Origin of the sequence: Streptomyces sp. NPDC047081, assembly GCF_040643775.1 — a bacterium.
Lineage (GTDB): Bacteria > Actinomycetota > Actinomycetes > Streptomycetales > Streptomycetaceae > Streptomyces.
This window is the reverse complement of sequence record NZ_JBEYUY010000002.1, coordinates 244,575-257,791: the sequence shown is the minus strand read 5'-3', so window position 1 is coordinate 257,791 and position 13,217 is coordinate 244,575. Positions and strand designations below refer to the sequence as shown.

Genomic DNA, 13,217 nt, shown 5'->3' with positions numbered 1-13,217 from the left:
AGAGGAGGAACGAGATGGGACTGCGCGAACGCGGTGCCGCGCCCACCCGCGAACCGTCCGCATGGACGCCTGAGCTGCTGGCCAAGGTCGAGTGGCGCCGTCGGGCGGCCGCCGAGCCGTTCCGCGGGGTGACCGCACCCGGCGGCGTGCGGCCGGGCCTGTTCCCGCTCACCGCCACCGGCGCCGACACCACCGGCATCCGCCGTGCGACCGAGGACTACCTGGCCGCGCTGTCGCCCAAGGAACTCACCGAGGGCCTGATGCCCATGGACGACGTGTCCTGGCGGCACTGGGCCAACGGGGCCCGCTACTTCCTGCGCCACGGCCTGTGCCTGGAGGACCTCGACGACACCGGGCGTCGACGCGCCCTCGACATCGTCCGGGCTAGCCTCAGCGAGGCCGGGTTCACACAGATCGTCGACCTGATGCACCTCAACCTCACGATCGGCGAACTGCGCGGCGAGACGGACCTGCTCAACGAGTGGCTGTACTGGTTCACCGTCTACGGCGAGCCCGGGCACGGCGGCCCCTTCGGCTGGCAGCTCGACGGCCACCACGTGAACGTCAACTGCGTGCTCGTCGGGGACCACATGGTCCTCACCCCCACGTTCCTCGGCGCCGAGCCGGTGGTCGCCGAATCCGGGAAGTACGCGGGGACGACCGTCTTCCGACGCGAAGAGGCCCTGGGACACGAGCTGTTCGCGAGCCTTGCCCCACGTGAGCGCGAACAGGCCGTGATCGGCGAGGAGTTGCCGCCCGACCTGTTCGTCGGGGCGTTCCGGGACAACTACGAGCTCTCCTACGAGGGCGTGCCCCTGGGCACGCTGAGTGGCGATCAGCGGGCCATCGCACGGGAGTTGATCGCCCTCTACACGGACCGGGCGAACCCGGGCCACGCCCGCGTCCGCATGGACGAGGTCCTCGCCCACGAAGCCGACACCCACTTCGCCTGGATCGGCGACCCGGCCCCGGACGGCGTCTTCTACTACCGCATCCACAGCCCGGTGCTGCTCGTCGAGTTCGAGCACCAGGCCGGGGTGATGTTCGACAACGACGTGCCGTCGCGCCGCCACATCCACACCGTCGTCCGCACCCCCAACGGCAACGACTACGGCGTCGACCTCCTGCGACAGCACCACGAGCGCTTCCACGCCACCAAGTCCCAGAATTCCACGAGGAGTCAGTCATGAAGCTGGTCCTGGGCCGCGACGAGCTCGCCGCCGCGGCCAAGACGGCCGTGCGGGAGACCGGCACCCCGGTCGAACGGCTCGATGTGCGGCCGGTCCACAAGGCCTCCCGCGGCTTCGTCAACGACGCGGACGTCGACGTGTGCGAACTCGCCGTCGTGACCCTCCTCCAGGCCGTCGCCCACGACCGGCCGCTGGTCCTGCTGCCGGTCACCACGCTCGCCCGCCCCCAGCACCAGACCCTCGTCACCCTGGGCGACCTGACGGCGAGCGACGTCGAGGGGCGCACGGTCGGCGTCCGTTCCTGGAGCCAGACCACCGGCGTGTGGGTGCGGGGTTTCCTCGTCGAGCAGTACGGCGTCGACCTGCGCAAGGTCGACTGGCGGACGTACGAGGACGCGCACGTGGACGGCGCCGACGACCCCGACTGGGTCACCCGCGCTCCTCAAGGCGCCCGCCTCCAGGCGGACTTCCTCGACGGGCGCATCGACTTCGGGATCATGGGCAACGAACTGCCGGACGACGACCGTATCCGCACCGCGATCGCGGACGCGCGCGAGGTGGCCGCCGAGTGGTCCGCGCGCAGGGGCTTCACCCCCGTCAACCACGTCGTCGGTGTCACCGAAGCGGCCGCCCGCGAGCACCGCGACGCGGTCCTCGCCGCCTACGACGCCCTGAGCGCCGTCACCGGGGCCGACGGCTCCCACCCCGTCGGGTTCGCGGCGCTGCGCGGCCCGGTCGCCCAGGCCGCCGCCTACGCCCTGGACCAGGAAGTCCTCCCCCGCCCCGTCGACTTCGACGACCTGGTCGAGCGGTCCTGCACGGCCCTCGGCGTCGCCCCGGCCCGCCTCGGCGGCTGAGCGCGCCCGACCGACGTATCCGCAATCGCGTGAAAGGCAGGAGATGGAGAAGCTCTCGGTGGTCGTCGGCGACTACCCCCACGCACGGGCCCTGCTCGACGGCACCGCCTCCCTGGACGGCTATCTCGTCGAGGAGGTGCGGGTCCGGCCGGTCATCGGCGCCTATCGCAGGATGATCCGCGACCTGGAGTTCGACGTGTGCGAACTCGCGCCGGTCTCCTACCTGATGGCCCGGCAGGCCGGCGTCCCGCTCACCGCGATCCCCGTCTTCCTCAACCGCCGCTTCCACCACGGCGACATCCAGTGCGGCGCCGGCTCCGGCATCCGGACCCCGGCCGATCTGGAGGGGCGCCGGGTGGGTGTGCGCGCCTACTCGGTGAGCACCGGGGTGTGGGCGCGTGGTGTCCTCCACGAGGAGTACGGCGTCGACGTCGACAAGATCACCTGGGTGGTGGACGACGACGACCACGTGGCGGGCCGCGTCCCGCCGAACGTCGAGCGCACCACCGACGGCCGTTCCCTCGGCGAGCTCCTGCGCGCCGGTGAGATCGACGCCGCGTTCACCGGGAACGCGGGTACCGGCAGGGCGGGAGCGCCGCGCGCCGGCTGGACGACGGGCGGCACGACGGCCGGTCCGGCAGCGGCCGGGGGCGAGGGACCGTACCCCCTGTTCCCGCACGACGACGTGGTCGCCGCCGACTGGTACCTGCGTACCGGCGTCTACCCGCTGCACTCGCTGATCGCGTTCCGTGCCGACCTCGTGGAGCGCGACCCCGGCCTGCCGACCGCGCTGTACGCGGCGTTCGCGGAGGCCAAGCGACGGCAGCTGGCCGCCGACCCGCGGTGGACGGCCCTGCCCCGCTTCGCCCGCCAGGCCGGACAGGTCGGCGGGGACCCCGTCCCCTACGGCCTCGCCGCCAACGAACGCAGCCTGGCCGCGCTCGTCCGCCACTCCCGCGACCAGGGCCTGCTCGACGCCGGCTTCCCGGGCGAGCCGCGGGCGCTGTTCGCCGACGGCGAGTACCCGGACGCCTGACAGGAGCCGAAGCCATGGACATCGTCGACACCCACTGCCACGTCATCTCCGAGGACCGCGCCAGGTACCCGTGGTCCCCCCTCGGCGGCAAGGCGTCCGCCTGGGCCGCCTCCCGCCCGGTCACCGCCGACGGCATGGCCGCCCGCATGGACGAAGCCGGCATCGCCCAGTCCGTCCTCGTACAGGCCACCACCGCCTACGGTTACGACAACTCGTACGTGACCGACAGCCGCGCCCGCCGCCCCGACCGTTTCCTCGCCGTCGGCACCTTCGACCCGCTCGCGCCGGACGCGACCGCACGGCTCGGCGCCGCCGTCGGTGACGGCCGACTGGCCGGGGTGCGGCTGTTCACCAGCGGCAGCACCGTCCCCGAGCAGGGCGAGTGGTTCGCCGCGCCGCAGACGTACGAGTTCTGGCACGCGGCCGGCGTACTGGGCGTCCCGGTCTGCCTCCAGATGCGGCTGGGCCCGGCGACACGCCGGCTCGTCGAGGTCCTGGAGCGCTTCCCCGACGTACGCGTGCTCCTCGACCACCTCGGCTACCCCGACATCGCCGCCTCCCCCGGGCGGGCCGGCAAGGAGGTGGCCGAGCTCGCCGCCCATCCCGGCCTGTATCTGAAGCTCACCCACCGCAATCTCGAACCCCTCCGGGACGCCGGCGAGGAGGCCGTGGAGTTCCTCGCCCCCGTCGTGGAGTCGTTCGGCGCCGGCCGCGTCGCCTGGGGCTCGAACTGTCCGGCCGCCGAGCAGTCGCTCCCGGAACTCGTCGGCCTGGCGCGCGGCGTCCTGGCGCCGTTGCCCGCGTCGGCACGGGCGGAGATCTTCGCGGGAACGGCCCGACGGCTGTATCCGGCGCTCGCCGGATCGGGGCGCTGACGTGCGGTCGGCTAGGGTTCCCGCCGCGGATCTCATCCTCACGGGACACAGGGACGGTCAAGGTGCAGCAGGGCGACACCAGCGAGGTCGCGGGCGGGGCGAAGGCGTCGACCACCCGCTACAGCCAGGCGTACGACGGGCTTCGGTCGCTGCTGCTGTCAGGGAGCGTCGCCCCGGGCACGCGGCTGACGGAAGCGGATCTGACCAGGATGTTCAGCGTGTCGCGCAGCACCATGCGCTCGGTGCTGGTGCGCCTGGCCCAGGAGGGCTACGTCACCAGCGAGGTCAACCGGGGTGTGCGGACGAGGAGTTTCTCCGTCGAGGAGGCGGCGGACATCCTGGAGGCCCGCGAGACGCTGGAGTCCGCCCTGGCCGGGAAGGCGGCGGAGCGGGCCACCGACGAGGAGATCGCCGCCCTGCGGCAGACCCTGGCGGAGATGGAGGAGGCGCAGTCGCGCGGCGACCAGGACGCCTACTCGCGGGGCAACCGGCGCTTCCACCAGCAGATCAAGCAGGCCGCGCACCAGCACACGCTGGCCCGCGCCTACGACACGCTGCTCTATCCGCTGGTGATGCGCCAGTACCGCAACCTCTCCGCCCCCCATCCGCGGTCGGGGTCGCTGGAGGAGCACCAGGCCATCTTCCTCGCCGTCGTCACCCGCAACCCCGACGCGGCCGTCGCCGCGATGCGCCACCACGTCGGCTCGGCCCGCCGGGCACTGCTGCTGGACAAGCCCCCGGGACCGCCGGCCGGCTGACGGACGGCCCCTCGGGGGCGGGAAGGAGCCCCCGTGCGTGACGCCGCGCACACCGAGTCCGGCCCGGTCGAGGGCATCCGGGGCCGGGACCGCTCGGTCACCGTCTTCCGCGGCATCCCCTACGCCGCCCCGCCGGTCGGGGAGCTGCGCTGGCGCCCGCCGCGCCCGCCGCTGCGCTGGGAAGGGGTACGGCGGGCCGGCCTCTTCGGCCCCATGTGCCCGCAGGCACCCACCGACGCTGCCGCGACCGGCGTCGACGTGCCCATGAGCGAGGACTGTCTGAACCTCAACATCTGGACGGGCGCGGACTCGGCCGAGGAGCGGCGTCCGGTGCTCGTGTGGATCTACGGCGGCGGGTTCCGCGAGGGCACCGGCGCGCACCCCCGCTACGACGGGGAGAACCTCGCCCGCAAAGGGCTCGTCGTGGTCACCTTCAACTACCGGCTCGGCGCCTTCGGTTTCCTCGCCACTCCCGAGCTGAGCGACGAGTCCGGGCACGAGGCCTCCGGCAACTACGGGCTGCTCGACTGTGTCGCCGCCCTGCGCTGGGTGCGCGACAACATCGCGAACTTCGGCGGCGACCCCGGCCGGGTCACCGTCGCGGGACAGTCCGCGGGCGCCGGCGCGGTCAACTTCCTCGCGATGTCCCCGCTCGCCCAGGGGCTGTTCCACCGGGCGATCGCCCAGAGCCACGCCCGTCACGCGCGGGACCCGGAACTCCGTTACCTGGCCACCTCCTACCGGCTTCCGCGGGACGCCGAGGCCGCCGGCGTCCGGTACGCGCGGGAGCACGGCGCCCGCACCGCGCGGGAGTTGCGGGCCCTGCCCTGGCGGAAGCTGGTCGACGGCCATCATCCAGTCGACGAGGCGGTGCACACCGGTGGTACGGCCGGACCTCCGCTGTTCCGCCCCGTCGTGGACGGCTGGGTGATCCCGGCCGGCTACGAGGAGACATACGCCAAGGGCCTGCAGAACGACGTCCACTATCTCGCCGGGAACAACCTCGACGAGAGCGGCGCGGTCCCCGAGGCCGCCGTCGCCGCGCTGCGCACCGGCCGGCGGGCGACCCGTCCCGGGGCTCCGCCCGTACACCTGACGCTGCAAGCCCACCGGGCCGCCGCGCAGGTGAAGTTCGGCGCGCTGGCCGACGAGTTCCTACAGCTGTACCCGGCGACCACGGACGACGAGGCGGCGGCCGCCTCCAGCGCGGCGGCGCGGGACAACTCCCGTGTCTCCACGCACCTTTGGGGCACCGAGTGGGCCCGGCACGCCACCCGTCCCGTGCGCACCTACTTCTGGACCCACCGCGCCCCGGTCCCGGGGTCCGCGGTACGCCGTGCCGGACACGGCTCCGAGATCGACTACGTCTTCGGCAACCCGGTCCCGGGCACCCCGCCCTGGACCGACGAGGACCGCGCGATCGCGGAGACCGTCTCCTCGTACTGGACGAACTTCGCCGCCACCGGCGACCCCAACGGCCCGGGCCTGCCCCACTGGCCGGCCTACGCGCCCGACGCGGGCACCGTCATGGAGATCGGCGCGCACTTCCGCCCGATCCCCGTGGCCGATCCGGCCCGCACCGACTTCTGGATCCGCTTCTTCGGCACCCAACAGGCTTGGTGAACAAGGGAGTTCCCATGAGAAACCACACCGGGGCGCGGGCCCTCGCGCTGACGTCCGCCGCCGTGCTCGGCGCGGCCCTGCTCACCGGCTGCGGCGGCGGCTCCTCCTCGGTCGGCTCGGACGGGAAGACCACCGTCTCGGTCGGCGTCGGCGGCAACATCTTCGACCTGTCCATCCGCGTGGCGGAGCGGAACGGCTACTTCGACCGGCAGAACCTCAAGGTCAAGTACGTCACCCTCACCGCCGCGACCGGTACCTCGGCCCTGGAGTCGGGCTCGGTGCAGTTCCTCAACGACAGCCCGACGAACTTCCTCGCCGCCCTCTCCAAGGGTCTGCCGCAGCTCGCGGTCGGCACCAACGGCGGCGGCAACCCGCTCGGGCTGGTCGTCGGCAAGGACTTCGCCGAGAAGCACGACCTGACCGCCGACACCCCGGCCGACGACGTCGCGAAGGCCCTGGCCGACTCCACGGCCGGCGCCAGCTCGGCCAACACCAAAGCCGAGGCAGGGCTCTTCCTCAAGGCGCACGACGTCGACCCGGCCAAGCTGAAGTGGGTCTCGCTGCCGAGCCCGGCCGCGGACAAGGCCGCCCTCACCAAGGGCGAGATCGACTGGTTCGTCACCTCCGAGCCGATCCCGCTCCAGGTCCAGCACGACGGCGACGGCATCGTCGTCGCCGACCCGCTCAAGGTGCCCCAGTGGGCCTACGAGGACGCGGGATACGGCCAGTTGGTGGTGGTGAAGAAGAGCTACGCGAACTCCGACGCGGCCACGGTGAAGGGATTCGCCACGGCCGTGCAGCAGGCGACCGCGTACATCGCCGCTCACGAGAAGGACGAGAAGGTGCTCGGCGCGGCCCGCGAGACGATGCCGGGCGCACCCGACGACGTGCTGCAGAGCAGCATCGCCCAGGTCGAGTGGCCGCGGACCGACGAGCTGACCGACGCCGGCCTGGCGAAGACCGTGGCGTTCGTCAAGAACATCGGAGCGGTCCCGGACGCGAAGGTCTCCTCGGACGACTGGACCAACAAGTACCTGCCATGACCCGGCCCGACACAACCGTGAGGAGCAAACCATGGCGACCGCTACGGACAACGCCGTGACGACGTCCGCATCCGACACCGCCCCGGCCGGGCCGCCGCGCCGCGGGAACGACCGCTGGCGGGGCACGGCCACCGTGGTGCTGCTGCGCTTCGCGGTGATCGTGGTCGCCGTGGTCCTGTGGCAGGTGATGAGCGGCCCCGTCGTACCGGAGTACGCCGTCAGCAGGCCCACCGACGTGGCGCACGCCCTGTCCGGCCTGCTCGGCTCGCAGGCCGGGTGGACCGACATCAGGGTCACGGCCGTGGAGGTACTGGCCGGCTTCGGCCTGGGCGTCGCCGCCGGCACCGTGACGGGCCTGCTCCTCGGCTCCTTCCCGCTCGCGGGACGGGTCCTCGAACCGCTCGTCGCGGCCCTCAACGGCATCCCGAAGATCGCTCTCGCCCCGCTGTTCCTGCTCTTCTTCGGCATCGGCGCCTGGTCGAAGATCACGATCGCGATGACGGGCGTGGCCTTCGTGGTCTTCTACAACGTCTACCTCGGGCTGCGGCTGCGGGAGCGTGAACTCGTCGAGGTGGTCCAGGTGATGGGCGGGCGCAGGCACCATGTGCTCGGCTACGTGACCATCCCGACGCTTGCCGCACCGTTCTTCGCCGCGCTCAAGACGGGCGGGCCCCTCGCTATTCTCGGCGTCATCGGTGGCGAGTTCATCGCCTCCTCCGAAGGCGTGGGCCACCAGCTGTTCACCGCGGCCCAGAACCTCGACGCGGCGAGCGAGTTCGCGGGCCTGATCATCCTCGTGGCGATGACGCTCATCCTGAACGGCGCACTGACCGCGCTCGACACCTACGCCCTCAAGCGCCTCGGTCTCGCGGCGCGCCGCCGGACACCGCGCCCGGCCCCGCCCCGCTGACAGAAACGGATGCCCGATGAGCGATACCAGGCAAGTCCCCACCCGCAGAGCCGTGTTGGGCGCCGCACTGGCGGTCCCGCTGCTCACCGCCGCGCCGTCCGCCTCGGCGGCCCCGAGCCGAACCGAGGACCTCCTCTACGTCGGCACCTGGGGTGTGGGCCAGGTGCACGCGCTCCGCTTCGACCCGGTCCAGGGCACCCTGTCACCCCTCGGGCCGGTGGCCGAGGTCACCTCGAACTGGGTGGCCGCGCATCCGACCCACCCCGTCCTGTACGTCGCCGGCAGCGAACAGGGCGGATTCATCCGCTGGTTCGGCATCGACAGGGCCACGGGGGCACTGAGCCGACTCGGCGAGATCGCGACGGAAAGCGTGCCGACCGGCAGCGGCGGCCTCTCCTACATGGGCGTCGACCAGCGCTCACAGACCCTCCTGGTCGCGGACTTCGCGGCCGGTACGGCGGTGTCGGTCCCCATCGGCCGCGACGGTGAACTCGCGCCCCCGGCCTCCGTGGTCCAGGACACCGGCTCCGGACCGAACCCACGGCAGCAGGGACCGCACCCCCACCACGTGGTCGTCGACCCGAGCGGCCGGTTCGCACTGGTCGCGGACTTCGGCGCCGACCGGGTCTTCACGTACCGCTTCGACCGGACCACACGCACACTGTCGACGGGCACACCGGACGGTCCCGCCGCCTACGCCACCGCACCGGGTTCGGGCCCGCGCCGTCTGGTCTTCCACCCCGACGGCACCACGGTCTACCTCCTGAACGAGCTGACGGCGGACATCGAGACCCTGAACTGGCATGCGCGGCAAGGGTTATTGACGCTCCGTCAGACTCTCCCGACGAACGCGCCCGGCCACACCGGGACCACGAGCGCCGCGGAGCTGGCCATCAGCCGTGACGGCCGCTTCGTCTACATCTCCAACCGCGGCGACAACGCCCTGGTCGTCTTCTCGACGGACCGCAGGAGCCGGCTCCTCACGGAGGTCCAGCGCATCCCCTGCGGGGGCACCACACCGTGGAGCTTCTCGGTGCACAGCAGCGGACGCTGGCTGTTCGTCGCCAACGAAGCGAGCAGCACGGTCGACCTCTTCGGCATCGACCCGCGCTCCGGCCTGCTGACGGCCACCGGCACGTCCGTGCCTGTACCGAAGCCCGACTGCATCACCTTCTGCCACCACTGACGCCCAGCGTCTCACCGAAGGAGTAGTTCGACGAGCTCGGACCCGCGTTCCTCCTCCGGCCTCAGTCGGCGGTCCCGGCGACCGGACGGGGAGCCGGGACCGCCGCTTTCTCCGGCAGGTCGAGGCTGCTGCGCAGTCGTACCGGCTTGAGCAGGACGGCGGCGACGACGGCGAGTACGGCAGCGGCGGCGGCGAGCAGGAAGACCTGGGCCGTCGCGTCGCCGTAGGCGACCTGGACGATCTCGCGCATCGCGGGCGACTGCGTGGTGGCGTCGGTGCTGCCGCCGGTCGGGGTCACGCCCGCGGCGGCCGCGCCCTTCGCGATCTGGTCCTGGACGTGGCGGGCGAGGACGGCGCCGAGGACGGAGACGCCGATCGTGCCGCCGAGGGAGCGGAAGAAGGAGACCGTGGAGCTGGCGGCGCCGACGTCTTTCAGCTGGACGGTGTTCTGCACCATGAGGACGAAGTTCTGCAGTGTCATGCCGACTCCCATGCCGACGCACAGCATCGCCGCGCTCAGGAAGATCATGGGGGTCCGGTGGTCGATGACGCCGAGTCCGGCGCAGCCGGCCGTGAGGAGTACGGCGCCGGTGACGACGAAGGGCTTGATGTGCCCGGTGCGGCTGATGAGCCGGCCGGCGATGGTGGAGGCGATCAGGATGCCGGCCATCATCGGGATCGTCAGCAGGCCGGCCTCGGTGGGCGTGCGGCCGCGGCTGAGCTGGAAGTACTGGCTGAGGAAGACCGAGGCGCCGAACATGGCCGTGCCGACGGAGAGGCTGCCGAGGATCGCCAGCGCGGTCGTGCGCTGCCGCACGATGGCGAGCGGCACCAGCGGCTCGGGAGCGCGCGACTCGACCCACACGGCCGCGGCTATCAGGGCCAGCCCGCCGGCGACCATGACCGCGGTCTGCCAGGAGGCCCAGGCGAAGGAGTTGTCGACGAAGGACACCCAGATCAGCAGCACGCTGACGCCGGTGGCGATCAGGGCGGCCCCCAGGTAGTCGATCTTCACGTTCTCCCGGCGGAGCACGGGGAGGTTCAGCGTCCGCTGGAGCAGCAGGAGGGCGAGGACGGCGAGCGGCAGGCCCAGGAAGAAGCACCAGCGCCAGCCGAGCCACGAGGTGTCGACGACGACGCCGCCCAGCAGCGGGCCACCGATGGTGGACGTGGCCGTGACGCTGCTGAGGTATCCGCTGTAACGACCGCGTTCGCGGGGCGGGATCATGGCCGCGAGCACGATCTGCACGAGGGCCTGGGCGCCTCCCACACCGACGCCCTGCAGGGCGCGGGCGGCTATCAGCTGACCGGCGGTCTGGCTTATCCCGGAGGCCAGGGCGCCCAGCATGAAGAAGGCCATGGCGGCCTGGACCAGGGTCTTCTTGCTGAAGAGGTCGGCTAGCTTCCCCCAGATCGGCGTCGTCGCCGTCGTGGTGAGGAGCGTCGCGGTGACGACCCACGTGTACTGGGTCTGGGACCCGTGCACCGCCCCGATGATCTTGGGCAGGGCGCTGGAGACGACCGTACTGCTGAGGGTCGAGACGAACAGGGCGAGAAACAGGCCGCTGAGCGCTTTCAGCACCTGGCGGCGGGACGCGGGCGACAGGCCCGTGGGACTCGACTCGTTCACTGCGGTGCTCATCAACCGGCTCCAGGCGAAACAGCTCCTCGCTATACACGATGTATAGCGACATCGGTTCACCATACACCGCGTATAGCGGCGGGTTTCAGAGAAGGGCCCTCGGACCTGCACGGACGGTCCGGGCAACAAAACGCAGGCGGACTCTGCCGGGCAGCGCGACGCGACGGCGGCCGCGCTACGGGGAAGGTGGCAGGTCAGTAGAACTCGACGGTGTTGACACGGTTGAGCAGCTCGTGGCCGTCGAGGAGCCGGGTCGCGTTGGCGGCGAAGAGTTCGGCGATACGGCGGTCCTCCGCCGCATCGAGCGCTGCGGTGTGCGGGCTCACCAGCACGCGGTCATGCGTCCAGAGGGGGCTGTCGGCGGGCAGCGGCTCGGTCTCGAAGACGTCCAGCGCGGCGAAGCCGACCCGGCCGGAGTCGAGGGCGTGGACCAGGGCTCCCTCGTCGACGACCGTGCCGCGACCGACGTTGACGAGGGTCGCTCCGGGGCGCAGGGCGTCGAAGAACCGCTTGCCGAGGAGGTGTTCGGTCGCGTCCGTTCCGGGAAGCGTGTTGACCACGGCGTCCACGGTGGGCGCGACCTCCGTGATGCGGTCGGGGTGGATCACGGTGGAGACACCGGGGACCTCGACGTTCCTGCGGCTCGTGCCGACGACCGTCGCGCCCAGCGCGTGCAGCGAGGCGGCGACGGCCGCGCCGATACCGCCGAGTCCGAGGACGAGTACCGTCTGGCGGCTCACCTGCCCCATCGTCCAGCGGCCGCTCCATTGGCGGTCGCGCTGCTGGCGGTGAAGGCGGGGCAGGTTCTTGGCACCGGCGAGCACGCCGAAGGCGGCGAACTCGGCGAGTGGACGTCCGTGCACTCCTGCCGAGGTGGTGAAGGCGACCCTGCGGAGTTCCTCGTCGGTCAGCCCGGCGGCTCTGACCTGGCCGCCGCCGCCCGCGGCCATCGTGTGCACCCAGCGCAGGCGCGGGTTGGCGCGGACGGCGCGGGCCAGGGCGGCCGGGTCGATGTCGGGGATGCCGTACAGGGCGTCCGCCGAGTCGATGGCGGCGTCATAGGCACGCTGTTGTTCGGGGGTGCGTCGCCAGTGCGGGTCGCCGGCGAAGTCGGCGGGCCAGCGCATCGGAGGGAGGAGGGAGTGGTCGATCACCAGGTCGACACGCGGCTCCAGCGTCCGGACGAATGCGCGGAGTTCCGCGGACAGCGGCGCGGCGACAGCCACGCGCAGGCGGCCCGGAACCGCGTCCTCGCCGGTCATCGGCCGGCCGCGTTGCGCAGCGCCTCGACCTCGGCGTCGAGCGCCGCCTCGCGGGCGACGATCTCCTCTACGGCGGCGAGCGCCTCCTCGGCGCGATGCGGCGGGATGACGATGACTCCGTCGCCGTCCGCGGCGACGATGTCGCCCGGGTTGACCACGACGCCGCCGATCGCGACGGCCTCGCCGATCGTTCCCGGACCGTTCTTGAAGGGGCCGGCGGGGGTCAGGCCCCGGGCGAAGACCGGGACACCGAGCCGTTCGATGATCGCGGCGTCCCGTACGTACCCGTCGACCACCGCCCCGGCGGCGCCGTGCACGGCGAACCGTTGGGCGAGGTTGTCGCCGATGATCGCGCGGCCGTCGTAGCCGAAGGCGTTGATGACGAGGATGTCTCCGGGCCGGATGTGTTCGAGTGCGGCGATCACGGCCTTGTTGTCGCCGGCGACCGTGAGGACCGGGAGTGCCGTGCCGACGGCCCTGGCGCCGCTCCAGATGGGGACGATCCCTCCGTCGACGATGTTCAGCCGGTCGAGGGCGTCGCCGAGGTTGGCCACGGAATGGCCGCGGAACTGCTTGAGCAGGTGTTCGTCGACGCGTTCCCACGAGGGGTTCACGCGCACGTTGTCCTGGGTCATCGCCACTTCCCTCCGGTGGAAATGCGAAAGCTTTCGCGTTTCGCGGGGCCAGTTTGCATCCATCCGGATGACCATGCAAGGAGCGATGCGGAGGAACGACCGCCTCCGCATGGCCGAAACTCGCCGCGACGAACCTCCACCGGCCGTGGATTCCGCCCCCAAGTCGCCATAAAGACCTCGGAGTCCAAGGCGGAAGCACG

General features: G+C 71.9%; 12 protein-coding genes. 9 read left to right on the top strand and 3 right to left on the bottom strand.

The features are described from left to right. Positions 1–14 precede the first annotated feature (14 nt). The 9 genes from ABZ848_RS04345 to ABZ848_RS04305 all read left to right on the top strand — a co-directional run bounded on the left by ABZ848_RS04345 (position 15) and on the right by ABZ848_RS04305 (position 9,478). Positions 15–1,190: a DUF3500 domain-containing protein gene (locus tag ABZ848_RS04345; RefSeq protein WP_360825040.1), complete on the top strand. Its 1,176-nt coding sequence runs from the start codon at positions 15–17 to the stop codon at positions 1,188–1,190. Further along, a complete protein-coding gene (locus tag ABZ848_RS04340) occupies positions 1,187–2,047 on the top strand; it encodes a hypothetical protein (protein WP_360825037.1) in 861 nt (286 codons plus the stop codon). The genes ABZ848_RS04345 and ABZ848_RS04340 overlap by 4 nt, the downstream gene beginning before the upstream one ends. Before the next feature lie 43 nt (positions 2,048–2,090). Further along, positions 2,091–3,083, top strand: coding sequence for an ABC transporter substrate-binding protein (locus ABZ848_RS04335; protein WP_360825034.1), 993 nt, complete (start codon positions 2,091–2,093; stop codon positions 3,081–3,083). Between the two features lie 14 nt (positions 3,084–3,097). Beyond that, a complete protein-coding gene (locus ABZ848_RS04330) occupies positions 3,098–3,958 on the top strand; it encodes an amidohydrolase family protein (RefSeq protein ID WP_360825031.1) in 861 nt (286 codons plus the stop codon). A gap of 62 nt (positions 3,959–4,020) precedes the next feature. Continuing rightward, on the top strand, positions 4,021–4,716 hold the full coding sequence (locus tag ABZ848_RS04325) for a GntR family transcriptional regulator (protein ID WP_360825028.1): 696 nt from the start codon (positions 4,021–4,023) through the stop codon (positions 4,714–4,716). Between the two features lie 33 nt (positions 4,717–4,749). Then, entirely contained in the window at positions 4,750–6,339 is a 1,590-nt protein-coding gene (locus ABZ848_RS04320) for a carboxylesterase family protein (protein ID WP_360825025.1), read from the top strand. A 14-nt stretch (positions 6,340–6,353) separates the two neighbouring features. Next, positions 6,354–7,382, top strand: coding sequence for an ABC transporter substrate-binding protein (locus tag ABZ848_RS04315; protein ID WP_360825022.1), 1,029 nt, complete (start codon positions 6,354–6,356; stop codon positions 7,380–7,382). Between the two features lie 31 nt (positions 7,383–7,413). Continuing rightward, complete coding sequence (locus tag ABZ848_RS04310; RefSeq protein WP_360825019.1) at positions 7,414–8,292, top strand: ABC transporter permease; 879 nt, start codon at positions 7,414–7,416, stop codon at positions 8,290–8,292. 16 nt (positions 8,293–8,308) lie between these two features. Then, positions 8,309–9,478: a lactonase family protein gene (locus ABZ848_RS04305; protein WP_360825016.1), complete on the top strand. Its 1,170-nt coding sequence runs from the start codon at positions 8,309–8,311 to the stop codon at positions 9,476–9,478. A 61-nt stretch (positions 9,479–9,539) separates the two neighbouring features. Here ABZ848_RS04305 and ABZ848_RS04300 read toward each other — a convergent pair whose 3' ends face one another. The 3 genes from ABZ848_RS04300 to ABZ848_RS04290 all read right to left on the bottom strand — a co-directional run bounded on the left by ABZ848_RS04300 (position 9,540) and on the right by ABZ848_RS04290 (position 13,017). Then, the gene (locus ABZ848_RS04300; RefSeq protein ID WP_360825013.1) at positions 9,540–11,120 is read right to left on the bottom strand and encodes an MFS transporter; all 1,581 of its coding nucleotides are present in this window, start codon (positions 11,118–11,120) and stop codon (positions 9,540–9,542) included. Positions 11,121–11,314: 194 nt separating this feature from the next. After that, entirely contained in the window at positions 11,315–12,382 is a 1,068-nt protein-coding gene (locus tag ABZ848_RS04295) for a D-2-hydroxyacid dehydrogenase (RefSeq protein ID WP_360825010.1), read from the bottom strand. Further along, positions 12,379–13,017, bottom strand: coding sequence for an RraA family protein (locus ABZ848_RS04290; protein ID WP_360825007.1), 639 nt, complete (start codon positions 13,015–13,017; stop codon positions 12,379–12,381). Before ABZ848_RS04290 ends, ABZ848_RS04295 begins: the two co-directional genes overlap by 4 nt. Between the last annotated feature and the right edge of the window lie 200 nt (positions 13,018–13,217).

Coding starts and splice junctions, on each gene's coding strand:
- ABZ848_RS04340 (WP_360825037.1), top strand. CDS start 1,187: ATGAAGCTGGTCCTGGGCCGCGACGAGCTCGCCGCCGCGGCCAAGACG.
- ABZ848_RS04300 (WP_360825013.1), bottom strand. CDS start 11,120: ATGAGCACCGCAGTGAACGAGTCGAGTCCCACGGGCCTGTCGCCCGCG.
- ABZ848_RS04330 (WP_360825031.1), top strand. CDS start 3,098: ATGGACATCGTCGACACCCACTGCCACGTCATCTCCGAGGACCGCGCC.
- ABZ848_RS04290 (WP_360825007.1), bottom strand. CDS start 13,017: ATGACCCAGGACAACGTGCGCGTGAACCCCTCGTGGGAACGCGTCGAC.
- ABZ848_RS04335 (WP_360825034.1), top strand. CDS start 2,091: ATGGAGAAGCTCTCGGTGGTCGTCGGCGACTACCCCCACGCACGGGCC.
- ABZ848_RS04315 (WP_360825022.1), top strand. CDS start 6,354: ATGAGAAACCACACCGGGGCGCGGGCCCTCGCGCTGACGTCCGCCGCC.
- ABZ848_RS04305 (WP_360825016.1), top strand. CDS start 8,309: ATGAGCGATACCAGGCAAGTCCCCACCCGCAGAGCCGTGTTGGGCGCC.
- ABZ848_RS04345 (WP_360825040.1), top strand. CDS start 15: ATGGGACTGCGCGAACGCGGTGCCGCGCCCACCCGCGAACCGTCCGCA.
- ABZ848_RS04295 (WP_360825010.1), bottom strand. CDS start 12,382: ATGACCGGCGAGGACGCGGTTCCGGGCCGCCTGCGCGTGGCTGTCGCC.
- ABZ848_RS04310 (WP_360825019.1), top strand. CDS start 7,414: ATGGCGACCGCTACGGACAACGCCGTGACGACGTCCGCATCCGACACC.